The following is a 19770-nucleotide window of genomic DNA, read 5'->3' as shown; positions in this document are numbered from 1 at the left end:
TCAATTCATGTCGAAAAATGACATTGTAATTTTGGTCAAAAACCAAGGAACTAAGAATTATTTATGAAACTTCAAACCATTGCTTGTGCGGTTGCAATTGCAACGGGTGGATTCTTTTTCACTCATGCCATTAATGAAGCCATTGCAGCGACTGAACCAAGTGCTGTAACCAAACAAGCTATTGTTCCGTCGCAGGAACAGGCTTTGGTGTCTCGTCAACTGGCGACCTTGGTTGACCGTCAACATTATCTTAATCAGCGTTTAGATGCGAAGACATCGGCACGGATTCTTGATTTTTACTTAGACAGTCTAGATCCAGATCATTCGCTCTTTCTTGCCCCTGAAATAGAAAATTATAAACGTCAATATGGCTCAACCTTTGGTGTGGCTTTAAAGGCAGGTGATTTAAGCGGCCCCTATGCGATTCATGCACAATACCGGGAACGTTTAACCCAGTTTTATACCTATATGCTGGATGAGCTGAAAAAACCGCAGAACTTGAAACAAGCTGATGTTTATATTGAAACGGACCGTGAAAAAGCACCGTATTTTGCCAATGAAGCAGCGCAGCGTCAGCATTGGAACAAAATGCTGGTTTCACAGTTGATCAACTTGACGATTAGTAAAGAAGAAGAGTTAGCGAAGCAAAAAGCACTGAAAGCCAATCCAGAATTGGCCAACGGTCAAGACCTAACGAGTCCTGAAGATTTAACCCCGGTACAAACCTTAACCAAGCGTTATACCCGACAGTTAGAACGTATTTCGCGGGTGAAAAGTGATGATGTGTTAGATAAAACACTCAATGCAATGACTTTAACCTATGACCCGCACAGTAACTATTTCCCGCCTGTCGATGCGATGGAGTTAAACCGTCAAACCACGTTACAACTTGAAGGGATTGGGGTGTCGATTCGACCTGAACGGGGCAATGAAGACTACACCAAGATTGAAACCATTGTAGAAGGTGGTCCTGCAAGTAAGTCAGGACAAGTGAAGTCTGGTGACCGCATCATTGGTGTGGCGCAAGACGGCGAAAAAATGGTGGATGTTATCGGTTGGCCAAGCAATGAGATTGTTGGGCTTATTCGTGGTAAACGTGGTACTAAAGTCACGATCCGTTTATTGGGTGCTGGCGCTGCTATGAGCCAAGCACGTAGTGTGACCATTACTCGAGATGTGATTCAAGAAGAAGATGCAGGTGTACGTTCACGTACCGTGAATATAACTCGTGATGGACAGCAGTACACCTTTGGCGTAATTGAAATTCCATCATTCTATTTGAACTATCGTGCACGCCGTGCGGGTACAGAATATCGTTCAGTGTCTGAAGATACCAATAATGCTTTAAAATCCCTAGCAGCTAAAAATGTATCGGGAATTATTATTGATTTGCGTAATAACCCTGGAGGGTCACTGGAAGAAGTGGCTCGTATGCTTGGACAGGTGATTAAGTCAGGCCCTGTAGTGCAAATTCGAGATGGTAATGGCAATGTCAGCGTTTTCGAAGACGATGATAATGGTGCGCAAACCTATGCAGGTCCATTGGCAGTCATGGTGAATTTGGCATCTGCATCTGCCAGTGAAATTTACTCTGCTGCGATTCAGGATTATGAGCGTGGGATTGTGATTGGTAGTACCACCACAGGTAAAGGAACAGCTCAAGTTCAGCTCGATAATTTGGCACATGGTCAAGCGACATTGACGCAGCGCAAGTTCTATCGCGTCACGGGTGGCAGTACCCAAAACAAAGGGGTGATTCCAGACGTTAAACTGGTGGATATCTATAATGACGAATTTGGTGAGCGTAAAGCCAAAAATGCGTTGGAGTGGGATACCATTCCGACAGCACCATTTAAACGTGAAGGCAGTATTATTCCTTATGTGAAACGTTTAGGTGAGTTGTCTCAAGCACGGGTTAAAGTGGATCCGCAGTTTAACTATTTGGAACAACGCAAAGAAATTTCGAAAAAGACTGAAGAGCAAAAGCGTGTTGTATTAGATATTGATCAACGTAAAGCTGAATTGATTGCACTTGAAAAGCAAACTTTGGATGCTGAAAATAAGCGCCGTCAGATTGCAGGGCAAAAACCATATGCAAACTGGGAAAGCTATCAAGCCGCGATGGAAGCCTTAGTTGAAGAACGTGCCAAAATGAAGGCAAATCAACGCCCAGCTTTACCTGAAGATGAAGCGTTCGTCACAGAGTCAGCGAACGTTTTGTTAGATTATGCGAAGTTGCAAAAAGGTACAGTGAAGTAGTTCTTTTTTGGACAAATAAAATAAAAAGCCAGTTTCAACTGGCTTTTTATTTTAAAGTGTGACTTAAGACACAAATGTCAGTTTTATCTACAATCTAACCGATCTGAACTGTAAAATAAATCTATAAATTCTAATAAGATTTTTACGTTTTTTTCTTGACCTGAAACTATTTGTATAAGATTCTTAATCAGGTAACAATGCTTTTCGCCTTTGATAAAAAGGATATATAAATGAAGAAAAAGAGCAATTAATACGGACACTTTATATGATGCATGTGCATTACGATTTTAGTTTGGTATTAGGTTCAATTATTGTGGCATTGTTGGCTTGTTTTTTTGCAGTGTCAACTGAACGTCTATTGTTTCGTGCATGGCGAAAAAAGTTTCAAGCAGGGCTAATTTTACTCAGTGGTTTTTTCTTAGGCTGTGCCATTTGGGCTATGCACTTTGTGGGTATGTTGGCTTGTGATTTGCCAATACATAGTTATTTTGATCCAGCACTGACTATTCTTTCTTTTTTTATCGCATTTCTTGCGTCTATTTTTTCAATTTGGTTGACCACGCGTAATACTTTACCTTTTCTCCGACTGGTTTTAGGTGCTGTGTTGATGGGACTTGGTATCTCAGGGATGCACTATACGGGGATGATGGGGCTAATGATTGAAGGCTATCATAGTGTCTATGATCCTTTACTCACGATTTTCTCCATTCTACTGGCTATCAGTGGCTCTGGTTTGACTTTTTGGTTGATTTTTAAATATAAAAATGCGGTTAATAAAAAATCCTTATTCCAATGGTATGTCGCAGGAATGATGGCTTTGACTATCGTGAGCATGCATTATACAGGCATGCTGGCGGTCTCTTTTTATCCAGCGGATAGTCGTTTGGTCATGACCTTAGAGGCTGGGCAAAGTATTATTTTATTTGTAGTGATCTTCATCACAAGCCTAGTTTTGGTTGCTGCTTTTGTTGTGGCGGTCTTGGAGCAACGGTTAGAGGAACGCAATAAACAGCTATCCCAAGCGAATAGAGAATTAGCAAATCAGGCTGTACAAGATAATTTAACCAAATTGCCAAATCGTCTGTATTTGGCTGAATATGCGCATTTTCTATTTACAGACCATCGCTTTCGTGATGAAAGTATTGCCTTTTTATATATTGATTTAGACCGATTTAAAGCGGTAAACGATGTGTTTGGACATCATGTCGGGGATCAATTATTGGTCCAACTCACCACGCGTATTCATCACCACCTCGGCAAAAATGAAAAAATGTTGAGAATTGGTGGCGATGAGTTTCTGATGGTACTTGAACAAGCAACACCCGACCACGCATGTGATATGGCGGAACAAGTTTTAGAGTTAATTCAAGAGAGCTTCTTGATTGCGGGTAAGGAAATCAATGTCTCTGCCAGTATTGGTATAGCCATGTATCCTGAACATGGCAATAATTTACAGGATTTATTGATTAATGCTGATGCAGCGATGCTGACTTCAAAGTATCAAGGGCGAAATACTTTTTCTATTTTCAATTACAGTATTGACCAACAAGAAGCCAAAAGTCAGACCAAACTGATTAATGACTTATACAAAGCGGTCGAAGAGCAACAGTTTGTTTTATATTACCAGCCGAAATTCACCATTAAAGATCAGCGAATTTGTGGTGTGGAAGCGTTGATTCGTTGGAAGCATCCAAGTTTAGGTTTACTGACTCCAAATATGTTTATTAAAGGGGCAGAAAAGACTGGGCTGATTATTCAGATGGGCTATTGGGCCTTAGAGCAGGCTTGTAAACAACTGCAAATTTGGGAGCGAGATAAAGTTGAACTGTATCCAATCGCTGTGAATTTATCAGCAGTACAGTTTGAGCATAAGCATTTATTTAATAATTTAGAACATCTTTTTGATAAGTACAAAGTTAACCCGAATCATTTAATTATAGAAATTACAGAAAGCACGGCTATGCACCATATTGAGGGCAGTATTCGTACGCTTCAGCGCTTACGTGAAATGGGGATTCGTTTGGCGATTGATGATTTTGGTACAGGTCATTCTAGCTTTTTATATTTGAAAGATTTGCCTGTAGATGAGTTAAAGATTGATCGTGGTTTTATTCATGAGCTTTCTGTTGGTTCTAAAGATGAAATGATCTTAGAAAGTATTGTCCATTTGGCGATTCGGTTGGGGTTGGTCGTAACAGCAGAAGGTGTTGAAAGCCCTTTGCAAATGGAAATTTTATCCCGTTTAGGTTGCCAGCAGTTACAAGGCTATCTCTTGGGTATGCCTATGGATGTGAAGCGCTTGGAAGAGTTTGAGTATGCATCCTCGACCTATTTTAATTAGCTGTTTTGGCATTTGCAGTTCGGTTAGGGGGCTTTCTAACAGGGCTTGATAAAAGACAATAGAAGCCCAAGCGGTATTCGGATACAATTAGCCCAATTTAGAATTTCCTGTATAGCCTTTATTGATCGGGGCGATCATTCAGGCTATGTATCAATTGCAGATTTAATTTATGTTTAAAAATGAATTAGCCGCGCAAGTTGCGCAGCGTCGCACCTTTGCGATTATTTCCCACCCCGATGCGGGTAAAACCACCATGACCGAAAAACTATTGTTATGGGGACAAGCGATTCAGGTTGCGGGGATGGTAAAAAGCCGTAAATCTGATCGTGCCGCGACATCGGACTGGATGGAAATGGAAAAAGAGCGTGGGATCTCGATTACCACCTCTGTAATGCAGTTTCCATTTAAAGACAAAATGATCAACTTACTGGATACACCAGGGCACGAAGACTTCTCAGAAGATACGTATCGTACCTTAACGGCGGTCGATTCGGCTTTAATGGTGATTGACGGTGCAAAAGGGGTCGAAGACCGTACCATCAAATTGATGGAAGTGTGTCGTATGCGTGACACCCCAATTATTTCATTCGTCAACAAAATGGACCGTGAAATCCGTGAGCCTTTAGAACTGTTGGATGAAATTGAAAACGTTCTCAAAATCAAATGTGTGCCGATTACGTGGCCACTTGGTACGGGTCGTGACTTCGCTGGGGTATTTAACCTGATCGAAGAAAAGTTCTATGTTTATAAAGCTGGTTTTGGTTCAACCATTACCGATATTGAAGTTCGTGATGGTTATGACTATGCTGACTTACGTGAAAAAGTCGGTGAGCTAGCTTGGGCTGCATTTGAAGAGTCTTTAGAACTGGTGCAAATGGCCAATGAGCCACTTGACCGAGAGTTATTCTTACAAGGCAAACAAACCCCAGTTTTATTTGGTACAGCCTTGGGTAACTTTGGTGTAGACCATGTGTTAGATGCATTTAGTAATTATGCGCCTGAACCTAAAGCACACCCAACAGAAAATCGTTTGGTTGAAGCCACAGAAGAAGGTTTTACGGGCTTTGTCTTTAAAATTCAAGCCAATATGGATCCGAAACACCGTGACCGTATTGCCTTTATGCGTATTTGTTCAGGCAAATATGAAAAAGGTTTGAAAATGAAGCATGTGCGTCTAGATAAAGATGTACGTATTAGTGATGCTTTGACTTTCTTAGCGGGTGATCGTCAGCACCTAGAAGAAGCATGGCCGGGTGACATTATTGGTTTACATAACCACGGCACGATTCAAATTGGTGATACTTTTACTTCAGGTGAAAAACTGCAATTCACAGGTATTCCACACTTTGCTCCTGAAATGTTCCGCCGTGTACGTTTGAAAGACCCATTGAAGTCGAAGCAGTTACAAAAAGGCCTCAAAGAACTTTCAGAAGAAGGTGCAACACAGGTCTTCATGCCGCAGAATAGTAATGATCTGATTGTGGGTGCTGTTGGTGTGCTTCAGTTTGAAGTAGTGGCATACCGTTTGAAAGAAGAATACAAAGTCGATTGCGTCTACGAGCCTGTGAGTATTAATACGGTGCGCTGGGTGTCTTGTGATGACGACAAAAAATTTAATGAGTTTAAGAAAAAGGCACATGACCAGTTGTCGGTTGATGGTGGTGGTCACTTAACCTACTTGGCACCAAGTCGTGTCAACTTGCAACTCATGCAAGAGCGTTATCCAGACATCGTGTTCCGCAATACTCGCGAACACTAATCGGAATTTAAAAAAATAAAACAGCTTCTTCATGAAGCTGTTTTATTAGGTAAGACACTTTATTTTAATCATGAAATTCATGGAAAGCTCATGTTGCAGAAACAGGCTATTTATACAACATTAGTGAGTTTGACTGTCTTACTGACAGCATGTGACTCATCTAAACAATCTGAAACAGATACAGATGCCAAAAGCTCGGTGTTTAAAACAGAGCAGGCTGAAGTCTTGCCGTATTTAAATATTCAACAACAAGCAGCGGATATCGCACAGCCCTTTTGTGAGACTAAGAACTGTATCGAATTAGACATTCAGACTTTAAAAACAGAAGATGCTTGGTTAAACCAATGGATTGCCAAAAGTCAGGCTCGCGTGATTCAAGACCAAATTGGCTTGAAACAAGATATGAGTTTACAACAAGCCATCAATGCTTACGTGAAAAAGTCAGATACTTGGCAGGCTGAATTTAGCCGAAACAAAGCCTATAGCTTAGCGATGTATACGCGTATACCGTATCAGCGCAATCAGTTTGTGTTGATGCAAATTGGGGTGGATACCAATCAAGAGAATGTTAATGTTAAGGAAAGGTATTATTTCTTTGTTGCGGATCGCAAAAGTCAAAAGGCGGTGGCATTATTAGATTTAATTCATCCTAAACAGCAAATTGCGATGAATGTACTGGTGCAAAAAGCGTATCAAGATTGGTTGAAGAAGCAAGAACCAGAAGTCAGAAACGTTGCACCTGCAAAATTATACTGGGGGCAAGCAGATTGGTTCTTTGACCAAGAGGGCATCGGTTTACATTATCGAACCCATGAAATTGTAAAAGATGGGACTCAGCTTGATATTTATTTGACGAAAGCACAAACTCAACAGGTATTAAAAGCCGATGTCTACACCCAGTTATTTTAAAGCATTGGTCTAAGCAAGAGTTGGCTTCAACAGCTAATAGGTTATTTATGTTAAAAAGCAAAACAATATTGACAATCAGCGTACTTGCAGCCTTAATCGGTCTGACGGCCTGCCAACCGAAAGACAAAGAACCACAAACGCCTGCGACCCAAACCACAGCCGCTTCTGAGGCAGAAACGGTATTGAAACTGGTGGGGGATACTGAAAAATTACAATTTGAATTGCCTGAATGTGATGGTAATGCCTGCCCTGAATTAAATATTGATCGTTTACAAAGTAATCAGGCATTTATTGATGCTTTTATTGATCAGAAAATCATTGACGATTTATCACAGATTATTGATATCTCACCTGTTCATAGTAGTCATGATGCAACAGCAGCAAGTTCAACTGTTGCCAGTTCAGAGCCTACAACAGTGAGCCAAGTCCTCACGCCGAAACTGAAATTAGAGAAACAAGTTCAACCCTATTTGGCCGCCTTTCTTGCTTTAGATCAGGAACTAAAAGACCTAAGTTCTAACCATCAAATCAGTTTGATGATTAAACCTAAAATCTTAAATGCCAAAGACCCTCTGGCGACGGTGGTGTTGAATACCAGTAGCTACTTAGGTGGTGCACATGGTTCATCATCACAGCATTATTACAATTTTGATTTAAAACAGCAGAAGCTCGTGAGCTTGGATGATCTATTGTTGCCCAATCAAAAAGCAGCATTGAATAAAGTCGCACATGAAGCCTTTCGTACTTGGGTTGTGGACACGAAGTTAGCGACCAATGTCGATGAATATGAGCAAGCATGGAAGTTTAGCTTGAGTAACAATTATTACTTGGGTACTGAAGGGCTGATTTTGCAATATGGTGAGTATGAAATTGGCCCTTATGTGGTGGGCTTACCACGCTTAACCATTGGTTATGATCAGCTCCAGAAAATATTAAAGCCTGAGTATTTACCCAAAGCCAAACAGAGCGCACAGGCTGCTTCAGAAGCCAAGAGTTAATTAAGCATGAGCTTACCTCTGTTTGATACTCATACCCATTTTGATGTTGCCGATTTTGATTTGGATCGGCAACAATTGGCTGAGCAAGCAAAACGAGTAGGGGTCGATGCACTGGTCCTCATTGGTTTTCTGGAATCGCGATTTGATGCGCTGATTCAGACCCATCAGCAATTAACAAACTGGGATAATGTTCCTCAGTCTTATCTTGCGCCAGGCTTACATCCGTTTTATATCGAACAACATCAAACTGAACATTTACAGCGACTTGAGCAGATCTTGCAACAACATGACTGTGTGGCGGTGGGTGAAATTGGTTTAGATACGTTTTTAAAACAGCACAAACACCCTGAATTATTTGCCAAACAACAGCATTATTTTATTGAGCAGCTTGAACTCGCCAAGCAGTATCAAAAACCAGTGTTACTGCATATTCGCAAAGCACATGCGGAAACTATTGCCATTTTAAAAGCACAAAAATTTAAATTAGGTGGCATCGCTCATGCTTTTAGTGGTGGTGTAGAAGAAGCTAAAGCACTGATCAAGCTAGGTTTTGAAATTGGGGTGACTGGACAAATTACTAATCCGAATGCCAAAAAATTGCATCAAGTGGTGCAAGCTATTGGTAGCGAACATTTGGTGATTGAAACCGATTGTCCAGATATGACACCGTTGTGTTGCCAAACGTCGACGGAGCATCGAACCCGTAATACCCCTGTCAATTTGCCTTATGTGTTGGAGGGGTTGGCACAGACACTAGGTCAATCTACACAGTCGCTTGCAACTCAACTTTGGCAAAACTCATTGGCTGCTCTGCATTTAAAATTTTAGAAGAATAAGACAATAATCTCGATAAAAATAAGATAACCAAAAGGGAACACACTCTTTTCTAAACAGGCTTACATTAAAGGAAGAACATCATAATAAATAAACTCGCCAATACTGGGAGGGCAACCGAATGGCCAGATATAGCAAAATCAATAGTTTTAATGCCTTACAAACACTTACGGTAGGTACAAAATCCTATCAAATTTTTAATCTCCCACAAGCCGCTCAAACATTGGGTAATATTGATCAATTACCCAAGTCTTTAAAGGTCTTACTTGAAAATTTACTCCGTTTTGAAGATCAAAAAAGTGTAAAAGTAGAGCATATTCAAGCCTTAGTCGATTGGCAAAAAAATAGAAGCTCAGATCAGGAAATCCAATATCGACCTGCACGTGTGCTGATGCAGGATTTCACAGGGGTTCCCGCCGTGGTTGACCTTGCCGCAATGCGTGCTGCGATGGCTCAAGCAGGGGGTGATCCGAATTTGATTAACCCTTTATCACCAGTCGATTTGGTGATTGACCATTCGGTGATGGTGGATCATTTTGCCGATGAAGATGCCTTTGCTGAAAATGTCGAAATTGAAATGCAGCGTAATGGTGAGCGCTATCAATTTTTACGTTGGGGGCAATCTGCATTTAATAACTTTAGTGTTGTTCCGCCAGGGACAGGGATTTGCCACCAAGTCAATTTAGAGTATTTGGCTCAAGCGGTATGGCTAGGCGAAGATGAGGGACAAACTTTTGCATTCCCTGACACTTTGGTGGGAACAGACTCACACACCACCATGATCAATGGCTTAGGTGTATTGGGCTGGGGTGTTGGCGGGATTGAAGCTGAAGCGGCGATGCTCGGGCAGCCTGTATCCATGTTGATTCCTGAAGTCATCGGTTTCAAACTCACAGGAAAACTGCATGAAGGGATTACCGCAACAGATTTGGTTTTAACCATTACTCAAATGTTACGCCAAAAAGGCGTAGTGGGTAAATTTGTAGAATTTTATGGTGATGGTTTGGCTGATTTACCTTTAGCGGATCGTGCCACGATTGCCAATATGGCCCCTGAATATGGTGCAACCTGTGGTTTCTTCCCGATTGATGAGGTGACTTTGGCGTATTTGGTGCTGACAGGTCGCCAACAAGAGCGAATTGATTTGGTTGAAGCGTATAGTAAAGCGCAGGGCTTATGGCGCAATGCAGGTGATGAGCCAATATTTACCGATACATTAAGCTTGGACATGAGTACAGTTCAGGCAAGTTTGGCAGGCCCTAAACGTCCACAAGATCGTGTTTTGCTGTCAGATGTACCTAAAACTTTTCATGACTTGATGGAACTAAATCTCAAGCCAGCCAAAGAAGCCAAAGAGCGTTTAGAAAATGAAGGCGGTGGCACAGCTGTTGAAGCTAAAAAAGCCAATCTACCGCATGAGGAGCCATCTTGTACCATTGATGGAAAATCCTATCCCTTGAATCATGGTGATGTGGTGATTTCAGCCATTACCTCATGTACCAATACTTCCAATCCGAGCGTGATGTTGGCTGCGGGACTCCTCGCTAAGAAAGCCATTGAAAAAGGGCTACAGCGTAAACCGTGGGTAAAAAGTTCCCTTGCGCCCGGTTCTAAAGTGGTAACCGATTATTTGGCTGCGGCAGGTTTAACGCCGTATTTGGATGAGTTGGGTTATAACTTGGTTGGCTATGGCTGTACCACGTGTATCGGGAACTCTGGACCGCTGCCTGAACCGATTGAAGAAGCCATTCAGTGTCATGATCTCAATGTCGCGTCAGTTCTTTCAGGTAACCGTAACTTTGAAGGGCGTGTGCATCCGCTCGTGAAAACCAATTGGTTGGCTTCGCCGCCTTTGGTGGTGGCTTATGGTTTAACTGGCAATATCCGTACAGATTTAACGACACAACCGATTGGTCTAGGCAAAGATGGGCAGGCGGTCTACTTGAAAGATATTTGGCCGAGTCAAGTTGAAGTTGATCAAGCGCTACAGAGTGTCAATACGGCGATGTTTCATAAAGAATATGCGGCAGTCTTTGATGGTGATGCAGCATGGCAGGCGATTCAGATTCCTCAAAGTCAGACCTATGCTTGGCAAGAAAATTCCACTTATATTCGTCATCCGCCTTTTTTTGAAGAGATAGGTCAGCCGCCGAAACCGATTCGCAATATTGAACAAGCACGTATTTTGGCTGTGCTTGGAGATTCAGTGACCACCGATCATATTTCCCCTGCTGGTAATATCAAGAAAGACAGCCCCGCAGGACGCTATTTGCAAGAACAAGGGGTTGAAGCCAAAGATTTCAACTCTTATGGATCTCGACGTGGCAACCATGAAGTGATGATGCGAGGCACTTTTGCTAATATCCGCATTAAGAATGAAATGTTGGGTGGTGAAGAAGGTGGAAATACAATCTATATTCCAACAGGAGAAAAGCTGCCGATTTATGATGCTTCCATGTTGTATCAGCAGCAACATACGCCATTAATCATTATTGCTGGGAAAGAGTACGGCACAGGCTCATCACGTGACTGGGCTGCCAAGGGTACGAACTTACTGGGGGTTAAAGCGGTGATTGCCGAAAGTTTTGAACGAATTCACCGTTCCAATCTGGTCGGTATGGGAGTATTGCCATTGCAGTTTGTGGATGGGCAAACCCGCCAATCCTTAAATTTGACAGGTCGTGAAGTGCTTTCGATTCATGGGTTATCGGATGATATCCAGCCGCATCAAACCTTGGAAATTCAGGTGCTTCGAGAAGATGGCAGTCAAGACCAATTTAAGGTGTTGTGCCGTATTGATACCTTGAATGAGGTGGAATACTTTAAAGCTGGCGGCATTTTACATTATGTACTGCGTAATTTAATTGCAACATAATCTCTATGGAATAAAGCCCTGTCAGCAGCAGGGCTTTATTGTTTGTAGTGATGAAATCTCTCAGCCTGCATGTAATCCACGGTCGTATTCAGGTAAAATGAACACGATTTTACCGATATAGATGTACGCATGACTGATCTGCAACATGATGAATATGACCGCCGTTTTGCTGGTGTAGCCAAAATTTATGGAGACGAGGCCTTTTCATATTATGAAAAAAGTCATGTGATGGTGATCGGGATTGGTGGTGTGGGTTCGTGGGCAGTCGAGGCTTTAGCGCGTACAGGCGTCGGCGAATTAACACTGGTTGATATGGATTCGATTGCGGCTTCGAATATTAACCGTCAATTGCCTGCGCTGAGTTCGACACTTGGACAAGAAAAAATCGAAGTCATGGCGGAGCGTTGCCGTCAGATCAATCCAAGAATGAAAGTGAATGTGATTGATGACTATTTGACTCCAGAAAACGTCAAAGAAATTTTAGAACATCGACCAGACTTAATTTTAGATTGTATTGATGACGTCAAAGCTAAATTAGCACTGATGTTGCACTGTCGTTTTAATAAGATCCCATTGATTGTTTCAGGGGGAGCGGGGGGCAAGCTCGACCCATTGAAAATCCGAGTGGCTGATCTGTCTAAAACCGAACAAGATCCAATGTTAGCAAAACTTCGAACCCAGTTGCGTGGAATGGGGATTTGTAAAAAACCAAAAGAAAAGTTTGGCATTAGCTGTGTCTATTCGATTGATAATCCATTTTCCAGTGCAGATGTGTGTCCAAGTGCAGGCCTACGCTGTGGTGGCTATGGTTCTGCGGTGGTAGTGACTTCAAGCTTTGCGATGGTGGCAGTCGCGGAAGTGCTGAAAAAATTAGATGGAATGAAAGCGAAACAATAAGACTGTTTTAGGTTTAATTGGACTGTATAAATCGATATATTGATACAGTCCATAGACCACAAAAAATATTGAAATCAATAGAAAAAAGAGAAAAGAAAAATGAGTTTTTTAAAAAAATTATGGGGTTCTCAAAAGCAAAAAATGCCTGCGAATGAAAATGTATATACTGCATTTTGGCAATGGTTTCAGCAGCATCAACAGCATTTTCACCACATTGTGGATCAAGGCAGTAAAACTGAAATCGAGCGAGATTTCTTTGATCGACTGACGCCTGAATTGGAAAAAGTCCATAGCGGTATCTTTTTTCTGACGGGCATGTTAACCCCACAAACAGCTGAATTAATTCTTACCCCTGATGGCATCATTCCAAATATTGTTTTTGTGGAAGAGTTGATTGTGGCTGCACCTGAGATTGCAGGGTGGAAGTTCACTGCGCTTAAACCTGAAAGTGATATTGAACGTGTTGGGATTAATATGCATGGTTATGAGTTTAGTCAGGAGACTTTGTCTTTTTATTTTAACCAGCAAGCTGAATATCCCGATGAGATTGATCTGGTTGTGGTACATGATGAATATAATGTCGCTGAAAAAGATGCATTTTTACAGGCTGTGTATATTTTTCTCGATAATTATTTGGGCGAGTATGATGCGGTCACCAAATTGGACAATGTTTCTGTCCAGTCTAAACAAGATGCCGAAAAAGAATTGCTACCGATTAACTTGCTCAAAAACATTTTAATTTTAAAAAGTAGTGAAATTTCAAGATTAGACAAAATTACCCGTTCAAATACAGATGCCGATGAATTTGTTAGTTTGGAAGGCGAAACCAATGAAGGCCTACCTTTGCTGGCAACTCTAAATCGTACACTTTTAACATGGGATCAAAAAGCCTCACATCCGTGGATGATGCTGATTGAAATCTCCTATGATGGTCATCATTCAAATGGTATGCCTGCTTCTACAGATTATGAGTTGCTGAATCTGATTGAAGACGAATTATTGCAAGAGTTGAAAGATGTGGATGGCTATTTAAATATAGGACGTGAAACGGGTAATCACTTAAGAACCATGTATTTTGTGTGTAAAGAGTTTAGGAAGCCATCTAAAGTCATTGATCAAGTGATTGAAAAATATAAAGACAACTTTGAAATAGAAGTCAGCCTGTTCAAAGATAAATACTGGCGCGCTCTGAGTAAATTTACGGGTTAATCACCTAATGAATTTAAAATGAAATGTGTGTGTGACCAATATTGAAAACGTTCTTTAGTAAAGCCTTGTATCAGACTATAAAAGAAAAAAGCGAAGCAGATGCTTCGCTTTTTTCTTTTAGATTAATATTCTAAATTACTAAGCTAGAGTGTGTTCTTTTAAATAATCTTCGGTGCGTTGCATCGCGTCTTTAATGTTGAGAATTGCATTTTCCACATCAGCAAAAGTCTTAGCATTACCACCACTTAAGGCCTGACGCCATTTGCGAGCACCCGGAAGGTTTTGAAATAAACCTAAAATGTGACGAGTGATAATTGATAACGGAGCACCCTCAGCCATACGCTGGGCAATATACGGCAGCATTTGATTGATAATGTCAAAGCGGTCTGGAAGTTCTAAATTCCACAACTGACCAAGTTCAGCCAGAAAGTAGGGATTGTGATATGCCTCACGTCCGATCATTACACCATCCACATGTTTGAGATGCTCTTGCGTTTCTGCAAAGGTTTTGACCCCGCCATTAATCTCAATCAATAGATTTGGACGCTCTTGCTTTAAACGATAGACATCTTCATAGCGTAGGGGGGGCACTTCACGGTTTTCTTTCGGAGAAAGTCCCTGAAGCAAGGCAATACGTGCGTGTACGATGAAATTATCACAACCCGTTTTGGCAACGGTATCAACAAAATGTAGCATTTCTTCATAAGAATGCATGTCATCAATGCCGATACGGTGTTTCACGGTCACGGGAATATCCACAGCATGGCGCATTTCAGCGATACATTCTGCGACGAGGTCTGGCTCTGCCATAAGACATGCACCAATTTTATTGTTTTGTACACGGTCACTTGGACAGCCAACATTGAGGTTAACTTCGTCATAGCCCCAGTCTTGAGCCATTTTGGTACATGTAGCTAAGTCTTTAGGATTTGAGCCGCCAAGTTGTAAAACAATTGGGTGCTCTTCATTGTTATAGTCTAAATGACGATTTGCACCACCAAATAGAATGGCACCTGTAGTGACCATTTCGGTGTATAAAATTACGTTTGGATTAAATAAACGGGCAAAAAAACGATAGTCTTTTGTGGTCCAATCCATCATCGGGGCAACACTGATTCGCGGAGATTGAGTGTTTTCAATGTTTTTGTTAATAGTCATTAAAAATCATACCTTTAATCTATGTTTCGCAACCTGCGCGAATCTGTTTTAACCTGTGTTTAGGTGGGTTAATCGGTTTGCATTTACACCAAATTTTACACCATAATCAAAAAAACAGGTTGTGGTGTAAATTATGGGGTCAATTACAGCAAGGAAAGGTGCAGATGGTAAAGTTAACTATCGTGCTGCGATTCGAATCAATCGAATGGGCTTTCCTACTTTCTCTGAAAGTAAAACATTTCACTCAAAGAAGTTAGCTGAAAACTGGGTTAAGAAACGAGAAGTCGAAATTCAAGAAAATCCTGATATTTTGCTTGGCAAAGAAAAGCTGATTGATCTGACCTTATCAGATGCCATAGATAAATATTTGGATGAAGTCGGGAGCGAGTACGGAAGGACGAAACGCTATTCTCTGCTCTTAATTAAGAAGCTACCAATTGCGCGCAATATTATCACAAAAATAAAATCAGTACATTTGGCCGAGCATGTTGCTTTAAGGAAGGGAGGAGTACCTCATCTAGAACTTGAACCTATTGCGACTAGTACGCAGCAACATGAGCTTTTACATATCCGTGGTGTGCTTTCTCATGCTGCTGTTATGTGGGAAATGGATATTGATTTAAATGGCTTTGATAAGGCTACGGCTCAGTTAAGAAAAAAACGTCAAATTTCCTCAAGTCAAAAAAGAGATCGACTCCCTTCAACGGATGAATTGATTGCATTAACGAAATATTTTACAGAACGATGGAAGCTAAACCGTTACGGTTCTAAGTATCCAATGCATTTGATTATGTGGTTTGCTATTTTCTCATGCAGACGTGAAGCTGAATTAACACGATTATATCTTCGAGATTATGATTCACATCACTCAACTTGGAAAGTGCATGATCTAAAAAATCCAAACGGCTCCAAAGGTAATCATAAATCATTTGATGTCCTTGATCCTTGTAAGGAAATGATTAAAAGATTAAAGCACTCAGAAGTTCGTGAACGGATGTTGAAGCTTGGGCATGATGAAAATTTGCTACTGCCGTTGAATCCTAAAAGTTTAGGCAAAGAGTTTAGAGAAGCGTGCCGAATGTTAGGTATTGATGATTTGCGCTTTCATGATTTGAGACACGAAGGCTGTACACGTTTAGCAGAACAGAGTTTTACTATTCCTGAGATTCAGAAGGTAAGCTTGCATGACTCTTGGAGTAGTTTACAGCGTTATGTGTCAGTGAAGGCAAGAAGAAATACTATGCAGTTTGAAGAGGTGCTACGCCTCATCGATGAAACGTAGCATAATCTTTAGAAGCTTCTGAATACTTACTGTCTAAAATATCTGCTAGATCTTTAATGTGCACCAAAAAAGGTGCACGTTTACTTTGATCTATTTTAAACACTGAGAAAGGGAATTCTTGATTATTCGCCTTTCTCAGTGCTTCGGCTTTACTAAGGTGAGGGTAATAGTCGGAAACTATTGTCATCAGTTCAACGGTCATAGAGCGATATTTCATAAAGAGGTAGTCAGCAGTGGTAAGCTGAAACATTCCCATTATTAAATTTTCAACCCTATTTGACAAATTTTGAGTACAAAATCTCAAGAGAAGTCTGTAATCCATCTACTCTATATAATGCATCTGTACCTATAAGATAGCTTTTTAGACATCTGATCCGTTCTCTGTAATTTGGGTTTTTCTTACTAAAACGGTTGTTAGCAAGAAACCCATTTAGGCATCCAGAATCATAGTTAAAGTAATAGCAGCTATTTGATTCAACAGTATTTTTTATACTCTGAAAGAAGCTTAGGTCTGTAAACCCTGATGGTTCATCAATGTAATCTTTCTGCAAGATTACGATATAGCGCAGATTCATGCGCTTGTTTAAACAAGGTTCTTTCTTTAACAGAATGGCTAAACATTTATCAGGCTCGAGATGATTCAGCTGAATTTTTATTTCATTGCTGATAAATTTCTCTAACCCATTAAGATGTATAGTATTATTTTGATCCGTATCATAATTAAGGCAGAACTCTTGAAGCTCAAAACCAGAAGAGCTTCTTTCAATATTTCGAAATATTGTATCCAATTCTTGCTTTGAGCCTTCAAAAGGCTTAGACCATTCGATAAGGCTCTTAGTAAATTCAATAGTTTGTATGCGATATTGGAAATGCTCAGATAAATAAGATACAGCAAGTGGATTAATTGTAGCAGTTTGATTTTGCTGAATTAAGCCATGCTCATAAGCTAGATTACCTAAGTTTGCATTATATGGATTCAGGCTAATATTTGACATATTGCCATTAAACCATGGTGCATTATTCAGCCAAGGAATTGTTTGTATTGCTTGCATAATAGCGACATTTGAGCCTTTAAGGGCTTTTTCAATGCTTTTAGCAGATGCTTTTCCAATAAGTGATGCTGCTTGATAAATATCAGATGGACTTGGATGTGACAGTGCTAATCGTGCACCAGTGCTACAAAAATAAGCAGTATGAGCTACTGAAAGATATTTCTTAGTCAACATTAGAAATCCTCCTTATTTGCTATTCAACAAAGTTGTGTTAACAGCTTTTCTTGGACGACCAGCATTAGAGCGTCGTTGAGGTGGTTGACTAATTTGAATTGTTCTAACGCTATTTAGTTTGTTAAACATGAGGTACTGTTCCTTTTTACAGAAATATTGAACACAATCATCTAACGCCTTTTGCTTTGCGGTATCTGTGTGATCAATCATTCCTATACATAGAGTTTTGTATTTGTCTTTTGCCATGTGGCAGTTATAGGTGCAGCCTTGATCGTTCGTAAGCTTTTTCCAGTACTTGGTAATTTCATGTGCAAAATACCCATCATTTTGATGTAAATTACCATCCATAAAAAACAGAGCGTGGACGTGAAAGCCCTTTTTTAACCCATGTTCAAACTTCAAAATATAACCCTTGATTTGGTTCAATATTTTGTTATGCCTTCTATTCCGTAATAACTGTGCAATTAGCTCTTTTAAAGATTGCAAGGCATTTTCAGAATGAAAGGGGTGTTGCAGTTCATCTGGGCAATAGGGGGTTAAGTTCTCTAAAGGTGGCTTAAAGGCAAAATCAACACGTATAACCAAAAGTTTGCTGAATTTGGCAAAGCATTGGTTTATCGCTTTACGACAAGACTTTAAGTTTTGTTTAGCCTTTTCCTCACGTTTTCGGATAACATTTTTTACTATAGTGCTACCCATTTGCTCACGAATCAGTTGAACGAATTGATTTAATAAATCTGCTCTTGGCTGTATATGTACAAGAGGTTGGGAATTTGGTTGTTCAAATAACCCAATCAGATCTAATTCGGTATTTAAAAGTTCTTTTGCTTTGAAGAAACATAATATTTCTTCACAAACTATAAAGTCTTTCAGGTAATTAAGATCAATGCCTGTAATATCATCAAAGACAGGCACAAATGGTCTTATCCACTGAGCGTAGTAAAAGAAGCCCTTAAATTCGTTGAAATCATCGGGTTCAACTTTGGCTGCAAATTCGCTTTGCGTTTAAACATTCCCTGACGAATGACACTATATTGAGCATACATTTCAAGCGGTGGTCACGATATAAAATGGTCTGTTCAATCTCTGATGATGGCAGAAGTTCAAATGCACCATCGCTAATAAGAGGATAAACAATCGCAGGTGTTTGAGCTTTGAAAGGTTTAAGAGGCATGAGTGTACCCCTTAGCTTTATAGCAGTGAAATCTATACTGATTAATAATCAGTAGTGTTATACAAAACACTACTGGAATAGGTATATACAAACTACCCAGATGATAAGTAGTACACCTATTGGGATAATAGATACTTAATAGTAATATTATCCTTAATTCAGAGGTTCGGCCTGATCGAGGTTTTATACTTTGACCTTGTGATGAACCCGAAGGTTTTTTAAATATTGCGGTGTACATACTTACTGTCCTAAATGTTGGATTAGTTATGGGAAAAAGCCCATTAAATTGAATAGCTACCTTGAAGCAGAAAGGACACTATCCAATGACAGTAAATTTACACTTGATTGAAAAACTATTTATGAGCCGTCCAAGTAATTAAAAAAAACTGATTAAACATAAAAATCAATTACTTATTTATTAAGTGCTCGTTAAGCTCAGGATATTTGTTGATGAATTTAAGTATTCTATCTGGCAAGTTCTCTAGCTTGATGTGCTGATTGTGGTTATTTTTGCCACGGTCATTTTCCATGAAAACCTCAATTTCCTTTGCAATCTCATCTGCTATTTTTTCAGCAGCTGCATTCTTGCTTTTATATTTATTCTTGAATTTGTCTTGCTTGATAAGTTCTAAAATTTTGTTATCAATAGCTTCAAAATTGTGTTTCTTTTTTAAATTCCCTTCAGCATTTAATGATGAGCCATTTAGTTTTTTAAGTAACTTAGAGGTGGATCAGGAAATTTGAACAACACTTATAAGTGATATTTTGCTCCCCAAATGATGTTATAAACATCAATATATGGAGTATTTTATGGCACGTAGACCAAGAAGAAATCATTCAAATGATTTT

At 40.1% G+C, this 19770-nt stretch carries 14 protein-coding genes; 10 read left to right on the top strand and 4 right to left on the bottom strand.

Annotated elements, in window-relative coordinates; translation table 11 throughout:
- Positions 1-63: 63 nt before the first annotated feature.
- From GBI16_RS04105 to GBI16_RS04065, 9 genes are all read left to right on the top strand, one after another.
- Positions 64-2259: a carboxy terminal-processing peptidase gene (locus tag GBI16_RS04105; protein WP_086209923.1), complete on the top strand. Its 2196-nt coding sequence runs from the start codon at positions 64-66 to the stop codon at positions 2257-2259.
- A gap of 265 nt (positions 2260-2524) precedes the next feature.
- Entirely contained in the window at positions 2525-4600 is a 2076-nt protein-coding gene (locus GBI16_RS04100; protein WP_151706568.1) for an EAL domain-containing protein, read from the top strand.
- 169 nt (positions 4601-4769) lie between these two features.
- A complete protein-coding gene (locus tag GBI16_RS04095; protein ID WP_086209921.1) occupies positions 4770-6359 on the top strand; it encodes a peptide chain release factor 3 in 1590 nt (529 codons plus the stop codon).
- A gap of 90 nt (positions 6360-6449) precedes the next feature.
- A complete protein-coding gene (locus tag GBI16_RS04090; protein ID WP_151706567.1) occupies positions 6450-7268 on the top strand; it encodes a hypothetical protein in 819 nt (272 codons plus the stop codon).
- Between the two features lie 47 nt (positions 7269-7315).
- The gene (locus GBI16_RS04085; RefSeq protein WP_151706566.1) at positions 7316-8266 is read left to right on the top strand and encodes an RsiV family protein; all 951 of its coding nucleotides are present in this window, start codon (positions 7316-7318) and stop codon (positions 8264-8266) included.
- A gap of 6 nt (positions 8267-8272) precedes the next feature.
- Positions 8273-9094: a TatD family hydrolase gene (locus tag GBI16_RS04080; protein WP_151706565.1), complete on the top strand. Its 822-nt coding sequence runs from the start codon at positions 8273-8275 to the stop codon at positions 9092-9094.
- 127 nt (positions 9095-9221) lie between these two features.
- Positions 9222-11975, top strand: coding sequence for an aconitate hydratase AcnA (gene acnA / locus GBI16_RS04075; RefSeq protein WP_151706564.1), 2754 nt, complete (start codon positions 9222-9224; stop codon positions 11973-11975).
- 129 nt (positions 11976-12104) lie between these two features.
- On the top strand, positions 12105-12872 hold the full coding sequence (locus GBI16_RS04070) for a ThiF family adenylyltransferase (protein ID WP_086209916.1): 768 nt from the start codon (positions 12105-12107) through the stop codon (positions 12870-12872).
- A gap of 99 nt (positions 12873-12971) precedes the next feature.
- Positions 12972-14081, top strand: coding sequence for a DUF695 domain-containing protein (locus tag GBI16_RS04065; protein ID WP_086209915.1), 1110 nt, complete (start codon positions 12972-12974; stop codon positions 14079-14081).
- 138 nt (positions 14082-14219) lie between these two features.
- On the opposite strand, the gene dusA is transcribed toward GBI16_RS04065, so the two are convergent.
- The gene (gene dusA / locus GBI16_RS04060) at positions 14220-15239 is read right to left on the bottom strand and encodes a tRNA dihydrouridine(20/20a) synthase DusA (RefSeq protein WP_151706563.1); all 1020 of its coding nucleotides are present in this window, start codon (positions 15237-15239) and stop codon (positions 14220-14222) included.
- A gap of 133 nt (positions 15240-15372) precedes the next feature.
- On the opposite strand from dusA, the gene xerC reads away from it, so the two are divergent.
- Positions 15373-16521: a tyrosine recombinase XerC gene (gene xerC, locus GBI16_RS04055; RefSeq protein ID WP_151706562.1), complete on the top strand. Its 1149-nt coding sequence runs from the start codon at positions 15373-15375 to the stop codon at positions 16519-16521.
- On the opposite strand, the gene GBI16_RS04050 is transcribed toward xerC, so the two are convergent.
- From GBI16_RS04050 to GBI16_RS04040, 3 genes are read right to left on the bottom strand one after another with little or no spacing between them, the layout of a single operon-like run.
- Positions 16505-16777, bottom strand: coding sequence for a pyocin activator PrtN family protein (locus tag GBI16_RS04050; protein ID WP_005059468.1), 273 nt, complete (start codon positions 16775-16777; stop codon positions 16505-16507). The genes xerC and GBI16_RS04050 overlap by 17 nt on opposite strands.
- 16 nt (positions 16778-16793) lie before the next feature.
- Positions 16794-17747 (bottom strand): hypothetical protein, encoded by a 954-nt coding sequence (locus tag GBI16_RS04045; protein ID WP_151706561.1) that lies wholly within the window; start codon positions 17745-17747, stop codon positions 16794-16796.
- A gap of 12 nt (positions 17748-17759) precedes the next feature.
- A complete protein-coding gene (locus GBI16_RS04040) occupies positions 17760-18662 on the bottom strand; it encodes an inovirus-type Gp2 protein (protein ID WP_151706560.1) in 903 nt (300 codons plus the stop codon).
- Between the last annotated feature and the right edge of the window lie 1108 nt (positions 18663-19770).

The organism is Acinetobacter sp. TUM15064, from assembly GCF_008980265.1.
Classification (GTDB): Bacteria; Pseudomonadota; Gammaproteobacteria; order Pseudomonadales; family Moraxellaceae; genus Acinetobacter.
The sequence above is the reverse complement of the archived record's forward strand: the minus strand, read 5'-3'. Positions and strand labels throughout refer to the sequence as shown.